The following is a 25,172-nucleotide window of genomic DNA, read 5'->3' as shown; positions in this document are numbered from 1 at the left end:
AGCATGGCGACGCTGGACCAGTGGCGCGACGACGTCCTGGAGCGCCTGCGCGCCCGCCGACCCCACCTGGTGGGCCGGGCCCGCTACGGGCTGAAGCCGCCCCGGCGGGACCGGACCGCGATCGTGACCGACTCCGCCGCGGCCCTGCCGCCGGCCCTGCTCGCCCACCCCCTGGCGGCGGGCATCCGCCAGGTCACCCTCCCCGTGATGGTGGGGGAGCAGATCCACACGGAGGGGACGGAGGACCTGCGGTTCGAGCTGCCCGTCGCCCTCGCCTCCGGCACCCCCGTGAAGACCTCCCGGCCGTCTCCGGGGGCGTTCCGGGCCGTCTACGCCGACCTCGCGCAGGCCGGGTACGCGCGGGTGCTCTCCCTGCACCTCTCGAGTCGGCTCTCCGGCACCGTGGAGGCGGCGCGGCTCGCCGCGGCGGACGCCCCGCGCCCCGTCACGGTCCTCGACTCGGGCACGGCCGGCTTCGCGCTCGGCCTCACGGTGCTGGACGCGGCGATCGACGCCGGCGTGGGGCTGCCGGTGGAGCAGATCACCGCGCGGGCGGAGGCCACCGCACAGGCGGGCGCCGTGCTGTTCTCCGTCCCGAGCCTCGAACAGCTGCGCCGCGGCGGCCGGATCGGCGCCGTGGCCTCCCTGCTGGGCACCCTGCTCCACGTTCGCCCCGTGCTGGCCCTCGACGACGGCGCGGTCACCCTGGTGGACCGCCCGCGCTCGGCGGCCCGCGCGATGGACCGGATCGTCGAGCTCGCCCTGGAGCGTGCCGCCGGGACGCCGAGCCGGATCGTGGTGCACGGCTTCGGCGACCCGGCGGGGAGCGAGGAGCTGGTGGCGCGCCTGCAGCCGCACTCGGCCACGCCCGTTCCCGTCGTCGAGCTGCCGGCGGTCCTCGCCGCGCACCTGGGACTCGGCGCGCTGGGCGTGGTGGTGACCCCGCTCGAGGTGGAGGTCGACTGAGGCCGAGTCGAGCCGGGGCGGACCGGGCGTGTGTGGACCGGGCAGTCCGCTCCTGCACAGGCGTCGGGTCGCTCCTCGCCATCCCCGAGGCCGCGGCGGGCGCCTCTCCTGACCCGCCGGGCCGGCCACAGTGGCTCCATGCACACGCGAGCCCCGGACGTCCCCTCCGAGCAGCCCGGCCCCGTCCACGGTCAGGACCCCCGCGGTTGCGGCCCCGGTGAGGACTGGGAGGCCGTCCCGCCGCGCCCCCCGATCGTCCGGTGGCGCGCCGCAGGCACGGCCGCGCTCGTGCTGCTGGTGGCGGCCATCGCGTGGTGGGCCGTGACCTGGTTGACCGCCCCGGCTCCGCCCGCCCCGGCCTCCGCGGCGGCATCGGTCGCGTCCGTGTCGGGTGTCCCGGCGCCGCCCTCGGGCGATGCCGCCGGCGCGGCCCCGGGCGCGAGCGTCCCGGATCCTGGCCCCGGGGCGACCGTGAGGCCTGCCGGAGAGGCCCCCGGCGCGTCCTCGGGGACACCGTCCGGCGGTTCTTCCGGGGACTCCGGGGGCGCGGGCGAAGGCTCCGCACCGGCGGAGGTGCGCGTGCACGTGGTGGGCGAGGTCCGTCGGCCCGGCGTCGTGACCCTGGCGGCCGGGTCCCGGGTCACGGACGCGATCCGGGCCGCCGGCGGGGCCGCGTCCCAGGCGCGCACCGAGCGGATCAATCTCGCTGCGACGCTCTCGGACGGCCAGCAGGTCCTGGTCCCGTCCGCTCGCCCGCCGGACGCAGAGCTGGCCGCGGCGGCCGGGGGTGGGGCGCCGCCAGCGGGGTCGGCGGCTCCCAGCGGGCGAGCGGGGGCCGCGGTGGCGGGGCCCGGCAGCTCGGGGGCGCAGTCTCCCGACGGTGCGGGCGCGGTGCCGGTGGACCTGAACACGGCCGACGCGGCCGCCCTCGAGACGCTCCCGGGCGTGGGTCCGGCGACGGCGGAGAAGATCATCGCGCACCGGGAGTCGGTGGGCCCGTTCGGCGGGCTGCAGGACCTGGACGCGGTGCCCGGGATCGGCCCGGCCGCCCTCGCGCGGCTGCGTGACCACGTGAGCTGGTGACCCCGTGAGCGCCGGCGCCGTCCCCGGACCGCTGGACGGCCGATGGGTTCCGGCGCTGCTGCTGTGCCTGGCCCTCGGGAACGTGCTCCCGAGCCGGCCCGCGCACGAGGCCGTCCTCGCGTCCGGGGCGTGTGGGCTCCTCGCCCTGTGCGGGGCCGCCGCACTGGTCGTGGGCGGCCGATCCGCCGGAGCACGACGCACCGAGCGCCCTCGGCGAGGCGTGGCCACCGCCGTCGTGCTGGCCGGCGTGGCGGGAGCGCTGATGGCCCAGCACGTGGCCCTCCACCAGTCCGCGCGTGAGCGCGTCGGCTGGGATGACGCCGTGACTGCGGAAGAGGCCGTGCGGGTCGAGGTGGTGCTGGACGCCCCACCCCAGGCCACCGGGTCGCCCTTCGGACCGCGGTGGGGCGCCCCGGCCACGGCCACGCGGTTCGGCCACCCCTCTCGAGCGTTCGAGCGGCCCGAGGCGGTCCGCCTCACGGGGGAGGGGGAGCCGCCCCTCGGGCTCGGCACGGCGGACGGCGGTGTCGCGGCGGGCGGGAAGGCCTGTGTCGTGGCCGCTCCCCGGCGCGAGGGGGACACGGTGTTCCTCACCGCACGCGCGGCACCGATCCCGGGGCCCTGTCCGGCACAGGGAGGAGCAGCACTCCCGCCGGACGTGGCGGGACCCTCCGGGCGTGAGGTGCTGCGCTCGGCGTTCCGGGCCGCGGCCTCTCCCCTGATCGGCACGGCGCCCCAGCTGATCCCCGGGCTCGTGCTGGGGGACCGCACGGCCCAGAGCCCCGAGCTCGGGGACGCCATGAAGGATGCCGGGCTGAGCCACCTCAGCGCCGTCTCCGGGGCGAACTGCGCGCTGCTCCTGGGCACGGTCGCCGTGGTCCTGCGCTCGCTGCGCGTGCACCGGCACGCGGTGCTGGCCGCGGCGCTCGCCACGCTCGGGGTGTTCGTGGTCGTCGTCGGACCGGAGCCCTCCGTGCTCCGGGCGGCTGTGATGGGCGCGCTGGGGGCGCTGGCCCTCTTCCTCGGCCGCGGCCGGCAGGCGTTCTCCCTGCTCGCGGTGGGCGGCACCGGGCTGCTCGTGGTCGCGCCGACTCTCGCGACGGAGGTCGCGTTCCACCTCTCCCTGGCCGCGACGGCGGGGATCGTGCTCGTCGCCGCCCCCGCGGACCGGTGGCTGCATCCGCGGATGGCGCGCGTGCTGCCCGACTCCGCCGCGCGCTGGCTCTCCGCGTCCCTGTCCGTCACCGTGGCTGCGCACCTCGCGTGTCAGCCGATCCTCCTGGCCATGACCGGCACGGTGAGTGCCTACGCCGTGCTCACCAACATCGCTGCCGCCCCCGCGGTCGCACCGGTGACCGTCCTCGGCACGCTCGCCGCCGCGCTGGTCCTGCCCGCCCCGCCGATCGCGGCCGCCCTCGTCTGGATCGCGCAGTGGCCGGCCGCGGCCATCGGCTGGACCGCGACCACGGCCGCCACGTTGCCGGGCGCCCTGCGGCCATGGCCGGGCGGCGGCCTCGGGCTCGCCCTCGGCGCCCTCCTCACGGTCGCCACGCTCGCGGGCTTCCGTGCGGTCCTGGTGCTGGAACGGGAGTCGCCTCCCCGCGTGCGGCGCGTGGGTCGCTCGGCGCCGGACCGCGTCCGGCGGGTGTCCGCCGCCGCGGTCCTGACGGCCGCGCTGATCGCCGCGGCCACGGGCGGCGTGGGCGCGGTGCTGACCCCCCGACCGGCCGGCGACGTCCCAGCGGGCTGGGTCGCGGCGTTCTGCGACGTGGGGCAGGGGGACATGACGGTCCTCCGCACGGGCGTGGACTCTGCCCTCGCCGTCGACGTCGGACCGGATCCCGACGCCGCCCGACGATGCCTCGCGGACCTGCGCGTGGAGAGGGTGGACGCGGTGCTGCTCACCCACCTCCACGCGGATCATGCCGGAGGGCTGGCCGGGCTCACGGGGCAGCTCGCCCCTGGCGCGGTCCACTACGCCACCCGCTCGGCCGACAGCTCGCCGCTCGGCGACCCCGCCGCGGGCACACCCCTCGAACGAGGGAGGAGCCGCGCCAGCACGGGGGAGGACCCCGCGATGCCGCCGCCCTCCGGAGCGACGCCGCTCCACACGGGCCAGGAGGGGGAGAGCGGATCGGTGCGGTGGAGCGTCCTCCTCGCCGATCGCGCCGCGCCCGAGGAGAACGACGCCTCCGCACAGCTCCTGCTCACTGTGCGCGGCGCCGTGGGCCCGCTGACCGTGCTCGTCACGGGGGACATGGAGCAGGCGGCAAGCGCCGCCTGGGCGGCCGGACTGCGCTCGGACGCACCCCCGCCGCCCTCCGCGGACGTGCTGAAGGTGGCCCACCACGGTGCGCGCAACGGCGGCACGGACGTCCCCGCGGCGGTCCGCGCCCGGCTCCAGGTCGTCTCGGTGGGCGCAGAGAACACGTACGGACACCCCCACCCCGCCACCGTGGCCGCCCTCGAGCGGCTCGGCCCGGTGGCCCGCACTGACCGGCACGGCACCCTCGCGCTCACCCTGGAGTCGGGCTCGGACGGGGATCCCGGGATCGCCGTGCACACCGTCCGCCCTCCCGCCGTCCCCGTCTCCACACCCTAGGATGGTGCCCATGTCCGCCGCCCGCAGCCCCCGCTCCGGCCGCGCCCCGCGCACGGATCCGCTGGCCTGGCGCCGCACGGAGCCCGGCCCGCTCATGCTGCTCAAGGGCCCCGAGGACTACGTGGCCCGCTGGGTCAGGGACCGGGTGACGGCCGCGCTGCGTGCCCGGCACGAGAGCCTCGAGGTGCACGACCTGCGCGCCGGGGAGTACCAGGCGGGGCAGCTGGCCATGGCCGCCAGCCCCTCGCTCTTCGCCGAGCCCACCCTCATCCGCGTGGACGGGCTCGAGTCCATGAACGACGCCTTCCTCGCCGACGCCCTGCGACTCGTCGAGCAGGGCCCCGGAGCGGACGAGGTCACCCTCGTGCTGCGCCACACGGGCGGCAGCCGGGGCAAACGGCTGCTCGACGCCGTCGCGAAGGCCGGCACCGTGGTGGACTGCGCGCCCCTCAAGCGGGACGAGGACCGCCTGGCGCTCGTCCAGGCGGAGTTCCGCGACGCACGCCGCCGCGTGGACGAGGACGCCGCCCGCGCCCTCGTGCGCGCCACCGGCGCCTCCCTCACGGAGCTCGCCGCCGCGTGCCGTCAGCTGATCGACGACACCACCGGCACGGTCACCGCCGAGATGGTGGACACCTACCACGGCGGCCGCGTCGAGGCCACGAGCTTCGCCGTCGCGGACGCCGCCCTCGAGGGTCAGGCCGCCCGCGCCGTGTCCCTCGTCCGCCACGCGCTGGCCACCGGCGTGCACCCCGTGATGATCACCTCGGCGCTCACGCTGAAGGCCCGCCAGGTCGCGCGCATCATCGACGCCGGCCGGGAGCAGGGCGAGCTCGCCTCCCTCCTGGGGGTGGCCCCGTTCCAGGTGCGCTACGTGCAGCAGGCCGCCCGACACTGGACGCCCGCCGGGATTGCGCAGGCCGTCGAGTGGATCGCCCAGGCCGACGCCGAGGTCAAGGGCGCCTCCCGCAACCCCGACTTCGCGGTCGAGCGAGCGGTCATCCGGATCGCCACGGCCGTGCGTCGCTGACCACGCCGCGGACCCCCTCCCCGGACGCACCACGGCCCCCGTCCGAGGGTCTCGGAGCGGGGGCCGTGGCGGTGTGGCGCTGCGGATCAGGCGAAGAGGGCCTTCACGCGGTTCGCGATGCCCGACTTGCGGTTCGCGGCCTGGTTCTTGTGGATGACGCCCTTGGAGGCTGCCTTGTCCAGCTTGCGGTTCGCGGTGCGCAGCGCGGCGGCGGCGGCCTCGGCCTCGCCGGCGGCCACGGCCTTGTCCACGGCGCGGATGGCGGTGCGCAGCTCGGACTTCACAGCGATGTTGCGCTGGCGCGCCTTCTCGTTGGTGAGGATGCGCTTCTTCTGAGACTTGATGTTGGCCAACTCTGGTCCTTACGTCGTCGGCGCGGGACGGGTGGTCCGCACGCCGCGTGAACAGGGGGGTCGTGGAGGGTTCCCGGATCCGTGGATTTCAGTGGCGTGGGGACACCGTGGCGATCCCGGTCCGGGGGTGCCCGTCGACCGGCGGACACAATGCCCACAATCCTATCATCTGCGTGTCCCGGACATGGCCGGGGGGTGCCTCGGCGTGGCGCGTCAGCGCTCCCAGCCCTGGTGGCGGCGCAGCGCGTCGCCCACGGCCTCGAACCGCACGGGGTCCAGGACCCCGCCCTCCCGGCGCACGGCGTCCGGGTCCACGCGCAGCACGCGGTCCACCTTCGCCTCGGACGCCCGGCCGCGCCGGTCCCACGGCCCGGCGCCGACGTCCACGTAGTCCTCGTCGCGCAGGTCCGCGTTGTTGCGGTCCCGGCTCGTGAGCATGAGGCCGAGCAGGCACGCGCCGTCGCGGCCGACGAGGAGGACGGGGCGGTCCTTGCCCCGGCCGTCCATCTCCTCGAACGGGACCCAGGTCCACACCACCTCGCCCGGGCCCGCCGCGGGGCCGGGCACGGGGTCGTACTCCACGCGCGCGCGGCCGGTGAAGTCGGGGAGCAGCTCGGCGGGGGACCGCCGGTCCGGCCGGCCCGCCGCGCGCCCCGACGCCGCCGGTCCCTCGGCACGGTCCGCGTCCCGGGCGCGGCGCAGCACCTCGTCCACACGGCGCCGGTCCGGCCGGCGCGCACCGCCGGCCGGGGGAGTGGGCCAGTCGTCGGTGCGCCGGGTCGGGTCGAAGGCCGGGGCCCCCGGATCCCGGGGCGGGACGCCCAGGTCGAAGACGGGCCCGGCGCCGCCGCCCGTCCCCGAGCCGGAGGCGCGGCGGGACGAGCCGCGGCGTGGGCCGGCGTCGGAGGAGGAGCTGAGCGTCTCCAGGAGGCGGGCGGCCTGCCGGCCGAGGGAGAGGGCGCGCTGGAAGTCGAAGGCCATGGGCCCGAATCTATCCGGCCGGGCGGGCATGGAAGAATGGGCGGTCAGTGTTCCACCCCACCCGTCCCCGAGACTTCCAAGGATGTGCCCGTGTCGCCCCAGGCGTCCCACCCCCCGGCGCCCGCCGCCACCGACCCCTCGGTGATCCGCAACTTCTGCATCATCGCCCACATCGACCACGGGAAGTCGACGCTGGCGGACCGCATGCTGCAGTCCACGGGCGTGGTGCAGCCGCGTGACATGAAGGCCCAGTACCTGGACCGCATGGACATCGAGCGCGAGCGAGGCATCACCATCAAGTCCCAGGCGGTGCGCATGCCGTGGGCGCTGGACGGGACCGACTACGCCCTGAACATGATCGACACGCCCGGCCACGTGGACTTCACGTACGAGGTCTCCCGCTCGCTCGCCGCGTGCGAGGGCGCGATCCTGCTGGTGGACGCCGCGCAGGGCATCGAGGCGCAGACCCTGGCCAACCTGTACCTGGCCATGGAGAACGAGCTCGAGATCATCCCCGTGCTCAACAAGATCGACCTGCCCGCCGCGGATCCGGACCGCTACGCCGCCGAGATCGCCACCCTGATCGGGTGCGAGCCGGAGGACGTGCTGCGGGTCTCCGGCAAGACGGGCATGGGCGTCGAGGCGCTGCTGGACCGCGTCGTCGAGCGGATCCCCGCCCCCACGGGCGACGCCGACGCCCCGGCCCGCGCCATGATCTTCGACTCCGTGTACGACACCTACCGCGGCGTCGTGACCTACGTGCGCGTCATGGACGGCCGGCTCTCCCCGCGGGAGAAGATCCGGATGATGTCCACGGGCGCGGCCCACGAGCTCCTGGAGATCGGCGTGTCCTCGCCGGAGCCCCACCCCTCCCAGGGCCTGTCCGTGGGCGAGGTGGGCTACCTCATCACGGGCGTGAAGGACGTGCGCCAGTCGAAGGTGGGCGACACGGTGACGAATCACGCCAAGCCCGCCGCCGCGGAGATCGGCGGCTACGAGGACCCCAAGCCCATGGTGTTCTCCGGCCTCTACCCGATCGACGGCTCCGACTACCCGGTGCTGCGCGACGCCCTCGACAAGCTCAAGCTCAACGACGCCGCGCTCGTCTACGAGCCGGAGACGTCCGTGGCGCTGGGCTTCGGCTTCCGCGTGGGCTTCCTGGGCCTGCTGCACCTGGAGATCATCCGGGAGCGCCTCGAGCGCGAGTTCAACCTGGACCTGATCTCCACCGCGCCCAACGTGGTCTACGAGGTCACGAAGGAGGACAAGGAGGTCATCACCGTGACCAACCCCTCCGAGTACCCCGAGGGCAAAGTCCTGGCGGTGCGGGAGCCGATGGCCTCGGCGACGGTCATCGTGCCGAGCGAGTTCATCGGCGCCGTCATGGAGCTGTGCCAGGCCAAGCGCGGCAATCTCAAGGGCATGGACTACCTCTCCGAGGAGCGCGTGGAGATCCGCTACTGGATCCCGCTCGCGGAGATCGTGTTCGACTTCTTCGACCAGCTCAAGTCCCGCACCAAGGGCTACGCCTCCCTGGACTGGAAGGCCGACGGCGACCAGGTCGCCGACCTCGTCAAGGTGGACATCCTCCTGCAGGGCGAGCAGGTGGACGCGTTCTCCTCGATCACCCACCGGGACAACGCCTACGCGTACGGCGTGATGATGACGGGCAAGCTCAAGGAGCTCATCCCGCGTCAGCAGTTCGAGGTGCCGATCCAGGCGGCGATCGGCGCGCGCATCATCGCGCGCGAGAACATCCGGGCCATCCGCAAGGACGTGCTCTCCAAGTGCTACGGCGGCGACATCTCCCGCAAGCGCAAGCTGCTGGAGAAGCAGAAGGAGGGCAAGAAGCGCATGAAGATGGTGGGCCGAGTCGAGGTCCCGCAGGAGGCCTTCATCGCCGCACTGTCCTCGGACGGTGCCGAGCAGGCCAAGAAGTAAGTGCCCGCCCTTCCCCTGGGCATGCCGGTGCCCGACGACGGCGCCCTGCCCGCCGACGTCGGCGCGCGGGTCCGCGCGGCCGCGGCCGCCGGCGCGCCGCGGACGTTCAGCCTGTACGTGCACGTGCCGTTCTGCACCGTTCGTTGCGGCTACTGCGACTTCAACACGTACACGGCCGTGGACCTCGGCCCGGGCGCGGCCCGCGGCGACTACGCCGAGACGGCCATCGCGGAGCTCACCTTCGCCGAGCGCGCCCTCGAGGCCTCCGGCGTGCCCGCCCGCCCGCTGCACACCGTGTTCTTCGGCGGCGGCACGCCCACGCTGCTGCCGGCCTCCCACCTCGTGCGGATCCTCGCCGCGGCGCGGGAGCGGTTCGGGATCGTGCCTGGCGCGGAGGTCACCACCGAGGCGAATCCGGACACGATCACCCCGGAGTACGCCGCCACGCTCGCCGCGGGCGGATTCACCCGGCTCTCGGTCGGCATGCAGTCGGCCGTGCCACACGTGCTGGCCACACTGGACCGCACGCACCGTCCCGCGTCGGTGCCCGCCGCCGTCGCCGCGGCCCGCGCGGCCGGCCTCGAGGTCTCCCTGGACCTCATCTACGGCACGCCGGGGGAGTCGCTCGAGGACTGGCGCGCCACGCTCGAGACGGCCGTCGCCCTCGCGCCGGACCATGTGAGCGCGTACTCCCTGATCGTGGAGGAGGGCACGAAGTTCGGGGCCCGGGTGGCCCGCGGCGAGGTGGACGACGTCGACCCGGACGACCAGGCCGACAAGTACGTCCTGGCCGACCGGATGCTCGCCACGGCTGGCTACCGCTGGTACGAGGTCTCCAACTGGGCGCGGGACCCGGAGGGGACGGGCGTCCACCGGGCGCGGCACAACGTGGCCTACTGGGAGGACCAGGACTGGTGGGGCGTGGGGCCCGGCGCGCACTCGCACCTGGCGGGCGTGCGCTTCTGGAACGCGAAGCACCCCGCCGCGTACGCGCAGCGCCTGGCCACGGGCGTGACCCCGGCTGTGGGCCGGGAGATCCCCGATGCGCCGGCGCGCCGGCTCGAGCGGGTGATGCTCGCCGCCCGCACGTCCACGGGACTGGGCCTCGCCGAGGTGGAGGACGGGTTCGCCGCGGCCGGCGACGACGGCGCCCGGCTGCGGGACCTCGTGGCCGCCCTCATCGCGGACGGGCTCGTGGACGGCCGTGCCGCCCAGTCCGGGCGGATCGTGCCGACCCTCGAGGGGCGGCTGCGCAACGACCGGATCGTCCGGGACCTGGCCGGCTTCTGACGCCGAGCGCGGTGCGGCTCAGCGCAGGACGCGCAGGTTGAACGGGTAGCGGAAGGGGCGGCCCTTCGACACGTTCGCGGCCCCCATGACGCCGTAGCAGGACATGGCCACCCAGGTGAGGGCGCCGAGGATCGCGAGAATCGGCCCGATGACCGGGAGGGCGCCCAGGAGCAGGAAGAGCACCACCAGCAGCGTGGGCGGCACGGAGAAGTTCAGCGCCTCCTTGGCCTCCTGAGCGGTGAACGGTCCGCGGTCACGGTAGCGCAGCCACACGAGCAGCGGTCCGAGACATCCCAGCGCCACGCTCAGGTGCCCGAAGGCGGCGCGGTCTCGGTCCTGCTTCGCGCTGAGGGGTCCGCCCTCGGTGCCGGCGGAAGCCACCCAGGCCGCGGCACGGGGCTGGCCGGTCTGCGGCGGGGTGGTGTTCACGGCGGATCCTCCTGAGGGGCGGCAAGGTCCCGGCCGCACGGGGCGGGCGCGGGGCCCGATCAGTGTAGCGCGGCGACGGGAGGCGGAGCCGGCGCCCCGGCGTGCTCAGCCACGGTCCTCCGCGGTGAGGAAGTCGATGAGCTCCTCGACCCGGCCCAGCAGGGACGGCTCGAGGTCCGCGTACGTGGTGACGTGGGAGAGCAGCCGCTTCCAGCCCAGTCCGGTGGCCTCCTTCGTGCCGTGGGGCCAGCCCAGGCCCTTCAGCACGCCGGTCTTCCAGTCCTGGCCGCGCGGGACCACGGGCCAGGCCTCGATGCCGAGCACGGCGGGCTTGACGACCTGCCAGACGTCCACGTAGGGGTGGCCCAGGATGAGCACGTTGCCGGCCGCTCCGGGCACCCGCATCGCCTCCGCGGCGATCCGCTCCTCCTTCGAGCCCGTCACGAGGTGGTCCACGAGGATGCCCAGGCGGCGCCGGGGGCCGGGGGAGAACTCACGGATCGCCCCGGCCAGGTCGTCCACGCCGTGCAGCGGCTCCACGACGATCCCCTCGAGGCGCAGGTCCTCGCCCCAGACCTTCTCGACGAGCTCGGCGTCGTGCACGCCCTCCACCCAGATCCGCGACGCGCGGGCGGTGCGCGCCCGGACCCCCTCCACGCGGCGGGATCCCGACGCCGTCCGGGCGGGCGCGCGCGACGCCGTCGTCGTCGCAGGGGTGAGGGTGACGGGCTCGCCGTCGATCCAGAATCCGCCGCCCAGGGGGAAGGAGCGGCGGACGCCGCGGCGATCCTCCAGGACCACCACGTGCACGCCGCCGGAGCGCTCCGTGCGCACGACGGCGCCGGTGAACCCCGAGCCGACGTCCTCCACCACGACGCCGGGGGAGGCCGGCACCTCGGGGGTGCGCCGCGCCGGCGGTCGGGTCAGGGAATCGTGGCCCGCGGGGCCCCACGTGCTCCAGTCCATGTCGGGCACGGTACCAAGGGCGGTAGGATTGGCACTTGGATGTGGCGAGTGCCAGACATCGGAGGGAAGGAGACCGTCATGACGGAGCAGCCGCGCCGACTGCAGGTGCTCCAGGCCATCGTGGAGGACTACGTGGCCCTCAGCGAGCCCGTGGGCTCCAAGGCCATCGTCGAGCGTCACGCGCTGGGCGTCTCCTCGGCCACGGTGCGCAACGACATGGCCGCCCTCGAGGAGGAGGGCCTGATCGTGGCCCCCCACACCTCCGCGGGGCGGGTGCCCACGGACAAGGGCTACCGCGTGTTCGTGGACCGCATCTCCGAGGTCAAGCCCCTCTCTCCGGCCGAGCGCCGAGCCGTGCAGGCACTGCTGGACTCGGAGCAGGACACGGAGCACATGATGGAGGCCACCGTGCGCCTCCTCGCCCAGCTGACCCACCAGGTGGCCGTCGCCCAGTTCCCGCACGAGGACGGCTCGACCGTGCGCCACCTCGAGCTCGTCTCCCTGACGCCCACGCGCGTGCTCGCCGTGCTCATCCTCTCCACCGGCCGGGTGGACCAGCGGGTGGTCCCACTCGAGCGTCTCGTGGCGGAGGAGGACCTCGCCGCGCTGCGCCTGCTCCTGCTCCAGGCGATGATCGGCCGAGGGGCTGGGCAGGCCGCCGCCCTGCTGGACGCAGCCGTCACGGGTGTGCCGCCGGAGCAGCGTCCCACGGCGGACGCGCTCGTCAGCGCGGTGCGCAGCCTCCTGGAGGCGGGCCGACAGGACCGGATCGTCATGGCGGGCACCGCCAACCTGGCCCGCTCCACGGGGGACTTCGGCGCCTCGATCGGACCGATCCTGGAGGCCCTCGAGGAGCAGGTGGTGCTGCTGCGCCTGCTCACGGAGATGGAGCAGGACGCGCACGGGGTGTCCGTGCGGATCGGCTCCGAGAACGCCGGCTCGCTCGCGGACACCTCCGTGGTGGCCGCCGCCTATGGGCCGGGCGCCGTCGCCAAGGTGGGCGTGGTGGGCCCCACGCGCATGGACTACCCCGGCACCATGGCCTCCGTCCGCGCGATCGCCCGCTACCTCTCCCGCATCCTCACCCCCTGACCTCGACGCCCGCGTCGACCCCGACCCCCGCGAAGGAAGTGCCCCCACCGTGTCCGACCACTACGAGACCCTCGGCGTCAGCCGCGACGCCAGCACCGAGGAGATCCGCCGCGCGTACCGCAAGCTGGCGCGCACCCACCACCCGGACGTGAACCCCAGCCCGGAGGCCGCGGAGCAGTTCAAGCGCATCTCCCACGCCTACGAGGTCCTCTCGGACGAGGACAAGCGCCGCAGCTACGACACCACCGGCAACGAGAACGGCTCCGCCGGGTTCGGCGGCGGCTTCGGCGGCTTTGGCGGTGGCGGCTTCGCCGACATCTTCGAGACCTTCATGTCCGCGGCGGGCGGCGCCGGCCGGGGCCCCGCGAGCCGGACGCGCCGGGGCCAGGACGCGCTCGTCACCGCGCAGATCGACCTCAAGGACGCCGTGTTCGGCAGCGAGCAGACCCTCCACCTGGACACGGCCGTGCGCTGCGAGCGATGCGAGGGCTCGTGCTGCGAGCCCGGCACCGACCCCGAGACCTGCGAGACCTGCCACGGCCGCGGCATGGTGCAGCGGCCGATGCGCTCGATGCTCGGCACCGTGATGGCCACCGAGGCGTGCCCGGCGTGCCGCGGCTTCGGCACCGTGATCCCCACCCCCTGCACCGAGTGCTCGGGCCAGGGACGAGTGCGCACGGAGCGCCCCCTCACCCTGCGCATCCCCGCCGGCGTGGACGACGGCACCCGCATCCACCTCGCCGGCCGCGGAGAGGCCGGCCCCGCCGGCGGCCCGAACGGCGACCTCTACGTGGAGATCGCCGTGCGCCCGGACCCCGTCTTCCGCCGCGAGGGCGACCACCTGGCCACCACCGTGACGGTCCCGATGGCCGCCGCCGCCCTCGGGACGAGCATCACCCTCGACACCCTGGACGGCAAGCAGAGCGTGACCCTGGAGCCGGGCACCCAGTCCGGGCACGTGGAGACGCTGCACGGCCTCGGCGTGGGCCGGCTGCGCGGCTCCGGTCGCGGCGACCTCAAGGTGGACGTGGTCGTCACCACCCCCACGGACATCACCGGCGAGGAGCGCGAGCTCCTCACGCGCCTGGCCGAGATCCGCGGCGAGGACGTGGTCCACGGCGCCCCGCAGCAGCGGGGCGTGTTCGCCCGCCTGCGGGAGAACCTGAAGAACCTGTGACCGCGCCGCTGTTCCACCTGGCGGCGGGGGCGCTCGAGGGAGCGGCCGCCGGGGCCACCGTGACCCTCACGGGCTCCGAGGCCCGGCACGCCGCCGCCGCGATGCGCCTTGCCCCGGGGGAGTCCGTGCTCGTGGCGGACGGCTCCGGCCGCCGCGGCCACGGGACGGTGCTGGCCGCCTCCCCCGACGCCGTCGACGTGCGGCTCGACGAGGTGGACGAGGAGCCCGATCCCGCGCCGCGCCTCGTTCTCGTCCAGGCCCTGGCCAAGGGTGACCGCGACCTCATGGCGGTCCAGGCGGCCGTGGAGCTCGGGGTCCACGCCGTGGTCCCGTGGGAGGCGGAGCGCTCGATCGTGCGGTGGAAGGGTCCCAAGGCCGCCAAGGCCCGGCAGAAGTGGGCCGACACCGCCCACGCCGCGGCCAAGCAGGCCCGCCGGGCGCGGGTGCCCGAGGTGCGCGAGCCCGTCTCCGGCACGGGCGCGGCGTCCCTGGCGCGGGAGGGACGCGTGCTCCTCGTGCTCCACGAGGACGCCGCGGACGGGCTGGGTGCCCTTCCGGAGGCCGCGTGGGCCGGGGCCGAGGAGATCGCCGTGCTGGTCGGCCCGGAGGGCGGGATCTCGCCCGCCGAGCTGGACGCGTGCCGGGACGCCGGGGCGCACCCGGTGCGGCTCGGACCCCACGTGCTGCGCGCCTCGACGGCCGGCCCCGCCGCACTGGCCGTACTCGAGCACCGGCTCGGCCGCTGGTGAGGGGCCCGTCCCGCGCCCGGCCGTCCGCCTAGACTGGACCCGAGCATCCCGCCCCCGACCGAACAGGTGATCCGCCCCTCGTGACCGTTCCCGCCGTCCTCCCCCCGGACTCCGCAGAGGAGTCCGTCCAGTTCGAGACCGCCGACCTCATGGTCCGCGCCTTCGGTCCCCAGGACGCCCTGCTGCGCATCCTCGGCGGCGTGTTCCCGGCGGTGGGCCTGTCCGTGCGGGACCAGCGGCTCGACCTCTCCGGTCCCGCGCCGGACGTCGCCGCGGTGCGCCGCGTCGTGGAGGACCTGCGCTCCATCGCACGCCGTGACGCCGCCGTCACCCCCGAGGTGATGGAGCAGGTGGTGAACCTCGTCCGCGGAGGCCGCGTGGGCGCCGGCGCCCTGCACCTGGACTCGATCCTCTCCGGCCGCGGCCGCAAGATCCGCGCCAAGACGCTCCACCAGCAGGACTACGTCGAGGCGATCGACCGCTCCACCGTGGTGTTCGGGCTCGGCCCGGCCGGCACCGGCAAGACCTACCTGGCCATGGCCAAGGCCGTGCAGGCCCTCCAGGCCAAGGAGGTCACGCGGATCATCCTGACCCGCCCGGCCGTCGAGGCCGGGGAGCGGCTCGGCTTCCTGCCGGGCGGACTCAACGAGAAGATCGACCCCTACCTGCGCCCGCTCTACGACGCGCTGCACGACATGATCGAGCCGGAGTCGATTCCGCGGCTCATGGAGTCCGGCGTGATCGAGGTGGCCCCGCTGGCGTACATGCGCGGCCGCACCCTGAACGACGCGTTCGTGATCCTCGACGAGGCGCAGAACACCACGGGCGAGCAGATGAAGATGTTCCTCACCCGCCTGGGCTTCGGCGCCCGGATGGTGATCACGGGGGACACCTCCCAGGTGGACCTGCCCCGGGGTGTCACCTCCGGCCTGGCCGAGGCCGTGGACGTGCTCGAGGGGGTGGACGGGATCGAGATGGTCCGGTTCGACTCCTCCGACGTCGTGCGCCACGCCCTCGTCAGCGCGATCGTGGACGCCTACGACCACCAGGGAGCCGCCGACGCGCGGACCACGACGAAGGGACGCCGCGGCCGTGGCCATTGAGATCGTCAACGAGTCCGGGATCGACGTCCCGGAGCGGGACCTGCTGGGCATGGCCCGCCACGTCTACGCGCGGCTGCACGTCCACGAGCTGGCCGAGACCGCCGTGACCGTGGTGGACGCGGACCGGATGGCCCAGCTCCACGAGGAGTGGATGGACCTGCCCGGGCCCACGGACGTCATGAGCCTGCCGATGGACGAGATCACCCCCGGCGCCCCCGAGGCGCCGAGCGAGGGCGTGCTCGGCGACGTCGTGCTGTGCCCCGAGGTGGCGGCCGAGCAGGCCGCGCGCGGCGGGCACACCCGCGACGACGAGCTGATGCTGCTGCTGACGCACGGCATGCTCCACCTGCTGGGCTACGACCACATGGACGAGGAGGACCGCGTCGAGATGTTCGAGCTCCAGGACCGGCTCGTGAGCGAGTTCCTCGGCCGCCCCGCCCCGGCCCCCACCATCGAGGACTGATCCCGCCCGCCATGTTCACCCCCGTCGCACTCGCCGCGCTCTTCGTCGTCTTCATCGCCTTCACGTGGGTGCTCGCCCTCGCCGACTCCGCCCTCACGTACATCTCGCGCCGCGAGGCCGAGGAGGTCCTCCGCGAGCATCCCCGGTCCCGCATCCTCGAGGTGACGGCGGAACGGGACGCGCACCTCGGCGCCCTGCGCGTGTGGCGGTTCATCACCGAGGCGCTCGGCGCCGTGTGCCTGACGGCCGCTGCCGTGTGGGTGCTGGAGGGCGTGTGGGCCGCCGTCGGGGTGGCCGCCCTCGTGCTCGTGGCGACGGCCGCCCTGCTGGGCGTGTGGAGCCCGCGGCCGATCGGCTCCCGCAACGAGACCGCCGTCGCCCGCCGCACCGCAGGCCTCGTGTGGGGTCTGCGGCGCGCCCTCGGTCCGATCGGCACGCGGCTCGGCCAGGACCGCCGCCGGGGGGACGACGAGGTGAACGAGGAGGACGACTTCGAGGAGCGTCACCTCCGGGAAGTCGTGGCGCGCGCTCACGACGCGGACGTGCTGGCCGACTCCGAGGCCGAGCTCATCCAGTCCGTGTTCTCCATGAACGACACGATCGTCCGCTCCGTCATGGTGCCGCGCACCGACGTCGTCACGATCGACGACGACCACACCCTCGCCCAGTCCATGGACCTCTTCCTGCGCTCGGGCTGCTCCCGCGTGCCGGTGATCGGCGAGGACGCCGACGACGTGCGGGGCATGCTCTACCTCAAGGACGTCACCCGGGCCCTCCACCACGAGGGCGCGGCCTCGGGCGATCCCGTGACCGGATGGATGCGGGACGTGCGCTTCGTCCCGGACTCCAAGTCGGTGGCCGGCCTGCTGCAGGAGCTGCAGCGCGAGTCGACACATGTGGCCATCGTGGTGGACGAGTACGGCGGCACCGCCGGGCTCGTGACCCTGGAGGACCTCATCGAGGAGATCGTCGGCGAGATCTACGACGAGGACGACCTCCCGGACCGCCCCGAGGTCGAGGTGATCGAGCCCGGCGTGTACTCGGTGGACGCCCGCATGGGCATCGGGGACTTCCGCGAGGAGTTCGACCTCCCCGAGCCGGAGGATCACGAGGACGACGACGTCGACACCGTGGGCGGCCTCCTGGCCAAGGAGCTCGGCCGCGTGCCGATCCGCGGCTCCCAGGTCACCGTCCAGGGTCTCGTCATCGTCGCCGCCGCGCTCGAGCCGCGCCGCAACCGCGTGGACCGGCTGCGCGTGATCGAGACCGAGGGCCGCCCCCCGCGTGTACGTCGCCGTGACGAGGAGCCGCACGGCTCCACCGCGGTGGACCCTGCCGCCCACTGAACCCCTCGGCCTCGCGTGACGGGGCCGAGCGCCATGGCCGGGCGACCGCGCGGCCCGACCCGAAGGATCCCCATGACCTCCCTGCTGCCCCCGCTCGTCCCGGAGGGCCACCGCTCCGGCTTCGCCTGCCTCGTGGGGCGGCCGAACGCCGGCAAGTCCACGCTCACCAACGCGCTCGTGGGGGAGAAGGTGGCCATCACCTCCTCCAAGCCGCAGACGACGCGGCACACCATCCGCGGGATCGTGCACCGGCCGGACTTCCAGCTCGTGTTGGTGGACACCCCCGGCCTGCACCGCCCTCGGACCCTGCTGGGCGAGCGGCTCAACGCCCTGGTGCAGGAGACGCTCTCCGAGGTGGACGTGGTGGGCTTCTGCCTGCCCGCCGACGAGAAGATCGGCCCGGGGGACCGCTTCATCGCCCAGCAGCTGGCCGCCCTGCGCCGGACGCCCGTGGTGGCGATCGTGACCAAGACGGACAAGACCGACCCGGCGCAGGTGGCCGAGCAGCTGCTGGCCGTCACCGCGCTGGGCGACGAGGTGCTCGGCCCGGAGAACGGCGGGAAGGGCTTCGCCGCGGTGGTGCCGGTCTCCGCGGTGGCGGGCCGCCAGGTGGAGGACGTGGAGACCGTCCTGGCGGAGCTGCTGCCCGAGGGGCCGCCGCTGTACCCCGACGGCGAGCTGACGGACGAGCCCGAGGTGATCATGGTGGCCGAGCTGATCCGCGAGGCGGCCCTGGAGGACGTCCGGGACGAGCTGCCGCACTCGGTGGCCGTGGTGGTGGAGGAGATGAACCCCCGCGAGGGGAGGCCAGCGGACCGGCCACTGCTGGACGTCTACGCGAACGTGTACGTGGAGCGCGACTCGCAGAAGGGGATCATCATCGGCAAGGGCGGCTCCCGACTGCGGCAGATCGGCTCCGACGCCCGCAAGGGGATCGAGAAGATGCTGGGCACGCCGGTGCACCTGGACCTGAGGGTGAAGGTCGCGAAGGATTGGCAGAGGGATCCCAAGCATCTCCATCGTCTGGGCATGTGACAGTCACAGACTCCCGTTGGGTGTGGGTTACCCGCTGGTAGTACCGTAGTTGTTCAACAATCCACCGAGGCGTCCCGCCTTCTCACCGTCGTGCTCCTGTGCGTGGCGTGGGTCCGTGGGGCATCGAGCTCTCAGCCCAGTCCCGATGGCGTCGTCGACCAGAGGACCCCATGGCTTCTGCCGAGAGCACCCACACCCTGTCCGCAGCCCCCGTCTCCCGTCGCAACGTCACCAAGGGCCTGGCCTGGTCCGTGCCATCGGCGGCCATGGTCGCCGCGGCGCCTTCGTACGCGATCTCCGGCACCGCGTGCACGTACGCGGTGCCCACCCAGACGAGCCTGATCTCCACCGACGGCACAAAGGCCACGTTCCGCGCCACCTCGACAACCGGGAAGACCTATACCGTCACGGTGACCACCCAGGGTGTCGTGAATGGGCAGACCTACGGGAACCCCTCGGCCCCGAGCGATGTCGCGCGGTCCTACAACATGACCGTGGGAAGCATCGCCATCAATGGCGGGAAATCTGCAACCGGTGTCGTAACCTCCGCGCCCACCAGGTGAGACGCATCGGGTCACCTGACCGCCCCGCGCGTCGGGAGGGTATGGAATAGGGGAGAAGCCCGGTCCATCCTGGACACCCCGGCCCGGACAGTCGACGCGTCGGCGGCTCCATCCCCGCCGTCGCACAGGAAGAGGTGACGCGCCCATGCGCAATCTGCAGCAGCCCTCGGGCATGAAGCACGGCAAGTACGTGCCGTACCACGAGCAGATCCAGGTGCACCTGCCGGACCGCACGTGGCCGGACAAGGTCATCACCGAGGCGCCCCGCTGGTGCGCCGTGGACCTGCGCGACGGCAACCAGGCGCTCATCGACCCCATGGGCCCGGACCGCAAGCTGCGGATGTTCCAGCTCCTCGTGCAGATGGGCTACAAGGAGATCGAGGTCGGCTTCCCCTCCGCGTCCCAGACCGACTACGACTTCGTGCGCCGCCTGATCGAGGGCGACCACATCCCGGACGACGTCACCATCCAGGTCCTCACGCAGGCCCGCGAGCACCTGATCGAGCGCACCTTCGAGTCGCTCGAGGGTGCCGACCGGGCCATCGTGCACCTCTACAACTCCACCTCCGTGCTGCAGCGGCGCGTCGTCTTCCGCCAGGACGAGGACGGCATCGTGGACATCGCCACCTCCGGCGCGCGCCTGGTGAAGAAGTTCGAGGAGCAGCTCTCCGGCACCGAGATCACCTACGAGTACTCGCCGGAGTCCTACACGGGCACCGAGCTGGAGTTCGCCCGGCGCATCTCGGACGAGGTCGCCACCGTCCTCGAGGTGTCCACGGATCGCAAGATGATCCTCAACCTGCCCGCCACCGTGGAGATGGCCACCCCCAACGTGTACGCGGACTCCATCGAGTGGATGCACCGGAATCTCGAGCACCGGGACGCCGTCATCCTCTCCCTGCACCCCCACAACGACCGCGGAACCGGCGTCGCCGCCGCCGAGCTGGGCTACCTGGCCGGCGCGGACCGGATCGAGGGCTGCCTCTTCGGCAACGGCGAGCGCACGGGCAACGTGGACCTCGTGACCCTGGGCATGAACCTCTTCTCCCAGGGGATCGACCCGATGATCGACTTCTCGGACATGGACCACATCCGCCGCACCGTGGAGTACTGCAACCAGCTCCCCGTCCCCGAGCGTGCCCCCTGGGGCGGCGACCTCGTGTTCACCGCCTTCTCCGGCTCCCACCAGGACGCCATCAAGAAGGGCTTCGAGGACATGGAGCGCCGCGCCGCCGAGGCCGGGACCCACGTGGACGAGCTCGAGTGGGGCGTCCCGTACCTGCCGATCGACCCGCGGGACATCGGCCGCTCCTACGAGGCCGTGATCCGCGTGAACTCGCAGTCCGGCAAGGGCGGCGTGGCCTACCTGCTCAAGTCCGAGCACAAGCTGGACCTGCCGCGCCGGGCGCAGATCGAGTTCTCCCACGTCATCCAGGAGCTCGCCGACGCCCAGGGCGGCGAGGTCTCGGGCGCCGACCTCTGGAAGGTCTTCCAGGACGAGTACCTGCCCGCCGAGGACGCCGCGGACCGCTGGGGCCGCTACCGGATCGGCTCCGTGGAGTCCGCCTCGGACGAGGACGGCGGCTTCCGCATGACCGTCGAGCTCGCCGTCGACGGCCGGGTGGAGACCCGCACTGCCACGGGCAACGGCCCGATCGACGCCTTCCTCGCCATCCTCGCCCAGGACGGCACGGACGTCCGGGTGCTCGACTACACCGAGCACGCCCTCTCCGAAGGCGGTTCCGCCATGGCCGCCGCGTACGTCGAGGCGGCGGTCGGCGACCGCGTCCTGTGGGGCGTCGGCCTGGACCACAACACGACGACGGCCTCCCTCAAGGCCCTCGTCTCGGCGGTCAACCGCGCCATGCGGGCATGATGATCGGGTGACCGGCTCCACCCGGCGCTCCTCGGGGGCGCGGCACGGCGGCTTCGCGGCGAACTCGTATCGCACCGAGGCCATCGTGCTGCGCACCCGGGACCTGGGGGAGGCCGACCGGATCGTCGAGGCCCTCACCCCCGAGCACGGGATCGTGCGCGCCGTCGCCAAGGGCGTGCGGAAGGCGTCGTCGCGCTTCGGCTCCGTGGTGGAGCCCTTCATGCACTCCACCCTCCAGATGGCGCGCGGCCGGGGCGAGCTGCAGACGATCACACAGGCGCAGCTGCTCCACCCCTACGGCAGCGCGCTCGCCGCGGACTACGACGCCTTCACCGCCGCCGCCGCGCTCGCTGAGACGGTCCAGCGGATCGCCGCGGTCGACGACGTCGGGCGGGCGGCCCAGTACCGCCTCTTCCACGGGGCCGTGGCGGCGCTGGCACGCCGGGCCCACGCCCCGCGGATGATCCTCCACTCGTTCGTGCTGCGGTCCCTCGCCCAGGCCGGCTGGGCGCCGTCGTTCTCGGCGTGCGCGCGCTGCGGCCGGCCCGGCCCCCACGCCGCGGTGAACGTCGGCCTCGGCGGGGCGGTGTGCCTGCACTGCCGGCCTCCCGGCTCCACCCACCCGGCTCCGGAGACGCTGGCCCTGCTCGGCGCGCTCGCGCAGGGGGACTGGGACGTCGTGGACGCCGCGGGGGAGACCGCGCAGCAGGAGGCGGCCGGTATCGTGTCCGCTTACCTGCAGTACCACGCCGAGCGGCGGCTCGTCTCCCTGTCCGTCCTGGACCAGGGCATCACAGGCCCGACGCCGCCCCGTCCCGCCCGGCCTCCAGCCGAGAGGAGCGCATGACCGTCTCGCCCAGCCCCTGCCTCACGCCCCCGCCGCATCCGTCGGGCGCCACGGCCCCGCGGATCGACCCGCGCTTCATCCCGCGCCACGTGGCGATCGTGATGGACGGCAACGGTCGCTGGGCCAACCAGCGCGGCCTGCCGCGCACCGATGGCCACCGCGCCGGCGAGGCGGCGTTGCTCGACGTCGTCGCCGGGGCTGTGGACCTCGGGATCGGCCACGTCTCCGCCTATGCGTTCTCCACCGAGAACTGGAAGCGCTCCCCGGACGAGGTGCGCTTCCTCATGGGGTTCTCGCGGGACGTGCTGCGTCGGCAGCGGGACACGCTGCACTCATGGAACGTGCGGATCCGGTGGAACGGACGTGCGCCACGGCTGTGGACCTCCGTGATCAAGGAGCTGCGCGAGGCCGAGGAGCTCACGCGGCACAACACGGGCACCACGCTGCACATGTGCGTCAACTACGGCTCACGCGCGGAGATCACCGACGCCGTCCAGGCCCTGGCCGAGGAGGTCGCCGCTGGCCGGATGCGCCCCGGCGACATCCGCGAGGACACCATCACGCGCTGGCTCGACCGGGCCTACCGCGCGGGGGAGCGGGGGATCGACGTCACCCCGGACGTGGACCTCTTCCTGCGCACCTCCGGGGAGCAGCGGCTCTCCAACTACCTCCTGTGGCAGTCGGCCTACGCCGAGCTGCTCTTCCTGGACGTGCTCTGGCCCGACGTCGACCGGCGCACCCTGTGGGACGCCGTCGAGGCCTACGCCCGACGCGACCGGCGGTACGGCGGTGCGGTGGACGCGCCCGGCGCGGGCTGAGCCCGGGGCCTCACGCGCGCGGCGGCGCGTAGGCCGACAGCCAGCGCAGGGTCTCCGCCGCGGCGGCCCGCCGGACGGGAGCGGGGGAGGCGAAGACGTCGTGCAGCGCGTCCGGGTGGCGCTGCACCATGACCCGGTCGCCCAGCCGCAGGGCCCGGCGCGCCATGCTCACCGGATTGAGCACGATGTCCGCCGAGCGCATGGCCTCCCCGTAGCGCGTGCCGCGATGTCCCCGCCCGGCCACGTGCACGAGGACCGGCTCCCGGACGTCGAGCCCTGCGGCAACCGTCCGGTGGCCGGCGAGGACGGCGCCCAGCCAGGCCGCCGGCACGTCGAAGGCCCACCGGGGCCGCCAGAGCGGATGCAGGTCCCACTCGCCGTCCGCCGCGTCCGAGAGAGTGCGCCAGTAGTGGTCTATTCGGGGGAGCTTGAGCATGGCGTACGGCTGCAGGGCCGAGACGGGGTCCACCACCGCCCTGGCCATGAGGCGCACGCCCGTGCTGCCCTGCATCTCGAGCCACGGGCTGTTGAGCACGAGGGCGGCGGCCCGGCCGGGGTGCCGGTCCGCCCAGAGCGCGGCGATCAGCCCGCCCGTGGAGTGGGCCAGGAGCACGGGCGGCAGCGGGTGGTCCTCGGCGAGCACCGCGAGAGCGGCGTCGAGGTCGGCGTCATAGCGGGCGAGGTCATCCGTCCAGCCGGGGGTCTGCCCCGGTCGCAGGGATCGGCCGTAGTGGCGCAGGTCCACCGCGTGGAAGGCGTACCCGGCCTCCTCGAACGCGTGGGCCAGCGGGGCGTTGTAGAAGTAGTCGCTCCAGCCGTGCACGGCGAGGACGGCGCGGCGCCCGTCCCCCCGAGAGCCCCCCGGGCGGACCACTGTGACAAGGTTCTGGCCTTGTTCGTCCACCTCCAGCCCCAGGGTCCGGCGTTCGAAGCCCTCCATCAGGTCCGGCACCCATCCGCCGCCCGGGGCATCCTCGAGCAGGGCTGCTTCCGGGCGGGTCGCGTCCGGGCCGGCGGCGGGGAGGGCGACGTCGTCCGACGTGGGAGGGGCGGAGTCGGGGTCGCCGGGGGACATGGCTCCACTCTAGGCAGGGGGGGCCGGCGGGGATGTCGGTGCCGCTCCGGGGGGAGCCGCCCGTGCGATCATGGGCGGCATGCAGCTGCCCGACCCGAAGACCGGAATCGACGCCCTCCTGACCTCCCGCGCGCCGCGCCTCTACCCGCGGTTCTTCCGCGCCGTGTTCGCCGGCATGGACGCGGAGGACGCCCACCACCGCGGCTTCCAAGCGATCCGCGCCGCCGAGCGGACCGGCGCCTCGGCCGCCCTCCGCTCCGCGTTCCGGCCGGATCCGCTGCTCGCCCGCACCGTCATGGGGCTGCGGTTCCCCACGCCCTTCGGCCTCGCCGCCGGGTTCGACAAGGAGGGGCGCGGCACGGCGGCCCTCGCGGACCTCGGCTTCGGCCACGTCGAGGTCGGCACCATCACGGCGCAGCCGCAGCCGGGCAATCCCCGTCCCCGCCTCTTCCGCCTGCCCGAGGACCGGGCGCTCGTGAACCGCATGGGGTTCAACAACGACGGCGCGGCCGCCGTCGCGCCCCGCCTCGCGCGCACGCGGGCCACGCTGGAGCATCGCTTCGGCGAGGCGCGCCCCGTCCTGGGCGTGAACATCGGCAAGTCCAAGGTGGTGCCGCTCGAGGACGCCGCCGAGGACTACCGTGCCTCCACGCGGCTGCTCGCCCCCCATGCGGACTACCTCGCGGTGAACGTCTCCTCGCCCAACACACCCGGCCTGCGGCAGCTGCAGGAGATCTCGGCGCTCGAGCCGCTGCTGGCCGCCGTGCGGGACGAGGCGGACCGCGCCGTCGCCGGGCGCCGCGTGCCGCTCGCCGTGAAGATCGCCCCGGACCTCGCCGACGAGGACGTGCGCGAGGTGGCCGCCATGGCCGCCCGGCTGGGCCTCGACGGCGTGATCGCCACCAACACCACGATCACGCGCGACGGACTCACCGCGGACGCGGCGCACGTGGAGTCGCTCGGGGCGGGCGGCCTCTCCGGGGCCCCGCTCACGGCGCGCTCCGTCGAGGTGTTGCGGGTCCTGCGCGCGGCCCTGCCCGCGGCGACGGCGGTCATCAGCGTGGGCGGTGTGACCGACGCCGACGACGTCCTCGAACGCCTGGACGCCGGGGCGCAGCTCGTGCAGGGCTACACCGCGTTCCTCTACGAGGGGCCGTTCTGGGCCGGTCGGATCACCGCCGGTCTCGGCCGGTCGCTGCGCGCCTGATCCCTCCGGCTCGAGGCCGGCACCGCTGCAGCCCGGGGGTGCCCCGGCCTGTGCGAGACCCGGACGACGACGGCGCCGCGCCCCTCTGAACTGCTCCCCGGAAGTTGGACTGGTTTCTACAGCGTAGCCAGGGCCGTGGCCCCGAGGGCCTGACACCGATACTGCATCGGGGTCAGGCCC

General features: G+C 74.1%; 23 protein-coding genes. 18 read left to right on the top strand and 5 right to left on the bottom strand.

The annotated features are described in order from the left end of the window. The first annotated feature begins 3 nt into the window (after nucleotides 1-3). From AB0302_RS01780 to holA, 4 genes are all read left to right on the top strand, one after another. Nucleotides 4-966, top strand: coding sequence for a DegV family protein (locus AB0302_RS01780; RefSeq protein WP_343281951.1), 963 nt, complete (start codon nucleotides 4-6; stop codon nucleotides 964-966). A gap of 138 nt (nucleotides 967-1,104) precedes the next feature. Continuing rightward, the gene (locus tag AB0302_RS01775) at nucleotides 1,105-2,049 is read left to right on the top strand and encodes a ComEA family DNA-binding protein (RefSeq protein WP_366370348.1); all 945 of its coding nucleotides are present in this window, start codon (nucleotides 1,105-1,107) and stop codon (nucleotides 2,047-2,049) included. Nucleotides 2,050-2,053: 4 nt separating this feature from the next. Further along, entirely contained in the window at nucleotides 2,054-4,651 is a 2,598-nt protein-coding gene (locus AB0302_RS01770) for a ComEC/Rec2 family competence protein (RefSeq protein WP_366370347.1), read from the top strand. Nucleotides 4,652-4,661: 10 nt separating this feature from the next. Beyond that, nucleotides 4,662-5,681, top strand: a complete 1,020-nt coding sequence (holA, locus tag AB0302_RS01765; protein ID WP_366370346.1) for a DNA polymerase III subunit delta — start codon at nucleotides 4,662-4,664, stop codon at nucleotides 5,679-5,681. Between the two features lie 86 nt (nucleotides 5,682-5,767). On the opposite strand, the gene rpsT is transcribed toward holA, so the two are convergent. Together rpsT and AB0302_RS01755 are read right to left on the bottom strand one after the other, a co-directional pair. After that, nucleotides 5,768-6,034, bottom strand: coding sequence for a 30S ribosomal protein S20 (gene rpsT, locus AB0302_RS01760; RefSeq protein ID WP_248115583.1), 267 nt, complete (start codon nucleotides 6,032-6,034; stop codon nucleotides 5,768-5,770). A 213-nt stretch (nucleotides 6,035-6,247) separates the two neighbouring features. Continuing rightward, complete coding sequence (locus tag AB0302_RS01755) at nucleotides 6,248-7,015, bottom strand: type II toxin-antitoxin system PemK/MazF family toxin (RefSeq protein WP_366370345.1); 768 nt, start codon at nucleotides 7,013-7,015, stop codon at nucleotides 6,248-6,250. A 90-nt stretch (nucleotides 7,016-7,105) separates the two neighbouring features. Here AB0302_RS01755 and lepA point away from each other — a divergent pair, with 90 nt between their 5' ends. Beyond that, the gene (gene lepA / locus AB0302_RS01750; protein ID WP_248115582.1) at nucleotides 7,106-8,956 is read left to right on the top strand and encodes a translation elongation factor 4; all 1,851 of its coding nucleotides are present in this window, start codon (nucleotides 7,106-7,108) and stop codon (nucleotides 8,954-8,956) included. Continuing rightward, the gene (gene hemW / locus AB0302_RS01745; protein ID WP_298985558.1) at nucleotides 8,957-10,246 is read left to right on the top strand and encodes a radical SAM family heme chaperone HemW; all 1,290 of its coding nucleotides are present in this window, start codon (nucleotides 8,957-8,959) and stop codon (nucleotides 10,244-10,246) included. A gap of 18 nt (nucleotides 10,247-10,264) precedes the next feature. On the opposite strand, the gene AB0302_RS01740 is transcribed toward hemW, so the two are convergent. Together AB0302_RS01740 and AB0302_RS01735 are read right to left on the bottom strand one after the other, a co-directional pair. Further along, complete coding sequence (locus AB0302_RS01740) at nucleotides 10,265-10,675, bottom strand: DUF4870 domain-containing protein (protein ID WP_298711033.1); 411 nt, start codon at nucleotides 10,673-10,675, stop codon at nucleotides 10,265-10,267. A gap of 105 nt (nucleotides 10,676-10,780) precedes the next feature. Next, a complete protein-coding gene (locus AB0302_RS01735; protein WP_319074257.1) occupies nucleotides 10,781-11,641 on the bottom strand; it encodes a DUF3097 domain-containing protein in 861 nt (286 codons plus the stop codon). Between the two features lie 78 nt (nucleotides 11,642-11,719). Here AB0302_RS01735 and hrcA point away from each other — a divergent pair, with 78 nt between their 5' ends. The 11 genes from hrcA (at nucleotide 11,720) to AB0302_RS01680 (ending at nucleotide 22,710) form a co-directional block, all read left to right on the top strand. Continuing rightward, on the top strand, nucleotides 11,720-12,733 hold the full coding sequence (hrcA, locus tag AB0302_RS01730) for a heat-inducible transcriptional repressor HrcA (RefSeq protein ID WP_319074259.1): 1,014 nt from the start codon (nucleotides 11,720-11,722) through the stop codon (nucleotides 12,731-12,733). Nucleotides 12,734-12,782: 49 nt separating this feature from the next. Then, the gene (dnaJ, locus tag AB0302_RS01725) at nucleotides 12,783-13,910 is read left to right on the top strand and encodes a molecular chaperone DnaJ (RefSeq protein ID WP_248115577.1); all 1,128 of its coding nucleotides are present in this window, start codon (nucleotides 12,783-12,785) and stop codon (nucleotides 13,908-13,910) included. Then, on the top strand, nucleotides 13,907-14,659 hold the full coding sequence (locus AB0302_RS01720; protein WP_248115576.1) for a 16S rRNA (uracil(1498)-N(3))-methyltransferase: 753 nt from the start codon (nucleotides 13,907-13,909) through the stop codon (nucleotides 14,657-14,659). The genes dnaJ and AB0302_RS01720 overlap by 4 nt, the downstream gene beginning before the upstream one ends. 80 nt (nucleotides 14,660-14,739) lie before the next feature. Continuing rightward, complete coding sequence (locus AB0302_RS01715; RefSeq protein ID WP_366370343.1) at nucleotides 14,740-15,762, top strand: PhoH family protein; 1,023 nt, start codon at nucleotides 14,740-14,742, stop codon at nucleotides 15,760-15,762. Then, entirely contained in the window at nucleotides 15,752-16,225 is a 474-nt protein-coding gene (gene ybeY / locus AB0302_RS01710) for an rRNA maturation RNase YbeY (protein ID WP_298711020.1), read from the top strand. The genes AB0302_RS01715 and ybeY overlap by 11 nt, the downstream gene beginning before the upstream one ends. A gap of 11 nt (nucleotides 16,226-16,236) precedes the next feature. Continuing rightward, nucleotides 16,237-17,571, top strand: a complete 1,335-nt coding sequence (locus tag AB0302_RS01705) for a hemolysin family protein (RefSeq protein WP_366370342.1) — start codon at nucleotides 16,237-16,239, stop codon at nucleotides 17,569-17,571. A gap of 72 nt (nucleotides 17,572-17,643) precedes the next feature. Next, a complete protein-coding gene (gene era / locus AB0302_RS01700) occupies nucleotides 17,644-18,606 on the top strand; it encodes a GTPase Era (protein WP_366370341.1) in 963 nt (320 codons plus the stop codon). A gap of 170 nt (nucleotides 18,607-18,776) precedes the next feature. Further along, nucleotides 18,777-19,169 carry a hypothetical protein gene (locus tag AB0302_RS01695; protein ID WP_366370340.1) on the top strand — a complete coding sequence of 131 codons (393 nt, stop codon included), beginning with the start codon at nucleotides 18,777-18,779 and terminating at the stop codon, nucleotides 19,167-19,169. Between the two features lie 145 nt (nucleotides 19,170-19,314). After that, nucleotides 19,315-21,045, top strand: coding sequence for a 2-isopropylmalate synthase (gene leuA / locus AB0302_RS01690; protein WP_366370339.1), 1,731 nt, complete (start codon nucleotides 19,315-19,317; stop codon nucleotides 21,043-21,045). A gap of 7 nt (nucleotides 21,046-21,052) precedes the next feature. Continuing rightward, on the top strand, nucleotides 21,053-21,892 hold the full coding sequence (gene recO, locus AB0302_RS01685) for a DNA repair protein RecO (RefSeq protein ID WP_366370338.1): 840 nt from the start codon (nucleotides 21,053-21,055) through the stop codon (nucleotides 21,890-21,892). Then, complete coding sequence (locus AB0302_RS01680; protein ID WP_366370337.1) at nucleotides 21,889-22,710, top strand: isoprenyl transferase; 822 nt, start codon at nucleotides 21,889-21,891, stop codon at nucleotides 22,708-22,710. Before recO ends, AB0302_RS01680 begins: the two co-directional genes overlap by 4 nt. A 10-nt stretch (nucleotides 22,711-22,720) precedes the next feature. On the opposite strand, the gene AB0302_RS01675 is transcribed toward AB0302_RS01680, so the two are convergent. Beyond that, nucleotides 22,721-23,785, bottom strand: coding sequence for an alpha/beta hydrolase (locus tag AB0302_RS01675; protein ID WP_366370336.1), 1,065 nt, complete (start codon nucleotides 23,783-23,785; stop codon nucleotides 22,721-22,723). A 79-nt stretch (nucleotides 23,786-23,864) separates the two neighbouring features. Between AB0302_RS01675 and AB0302_RS01670 the strand changes: the two genes are divergently transcribed. Next, a complete protein-coding gene (locus AB0302_RS01670; protein WP_366370335.1) occupies nucleotides 23,865-24,992 on the top strand; it encodes a quinone-dependent dihydroorotate dehydrogenase in 1,128 nt (375 codons plus the stop codon). Nucleotides 24,993-25,172 lie beyond the last annotated feature (180 nt).

Origin of the sequence: Micrococcus sp. NPDC078436 (assembly GCF_040702705.1) — a bacterium.
Lineage (GTDB): Bacteria > Actinomycetota > Actinomycetes > Actinomycetales > Micrococcaceae > Micrococcus.
The sequence above is the reverse complement of the archived record's forward strand: the minus strand, read 5'-3'. Positions and strand labels throughout refer to the sequence as shown.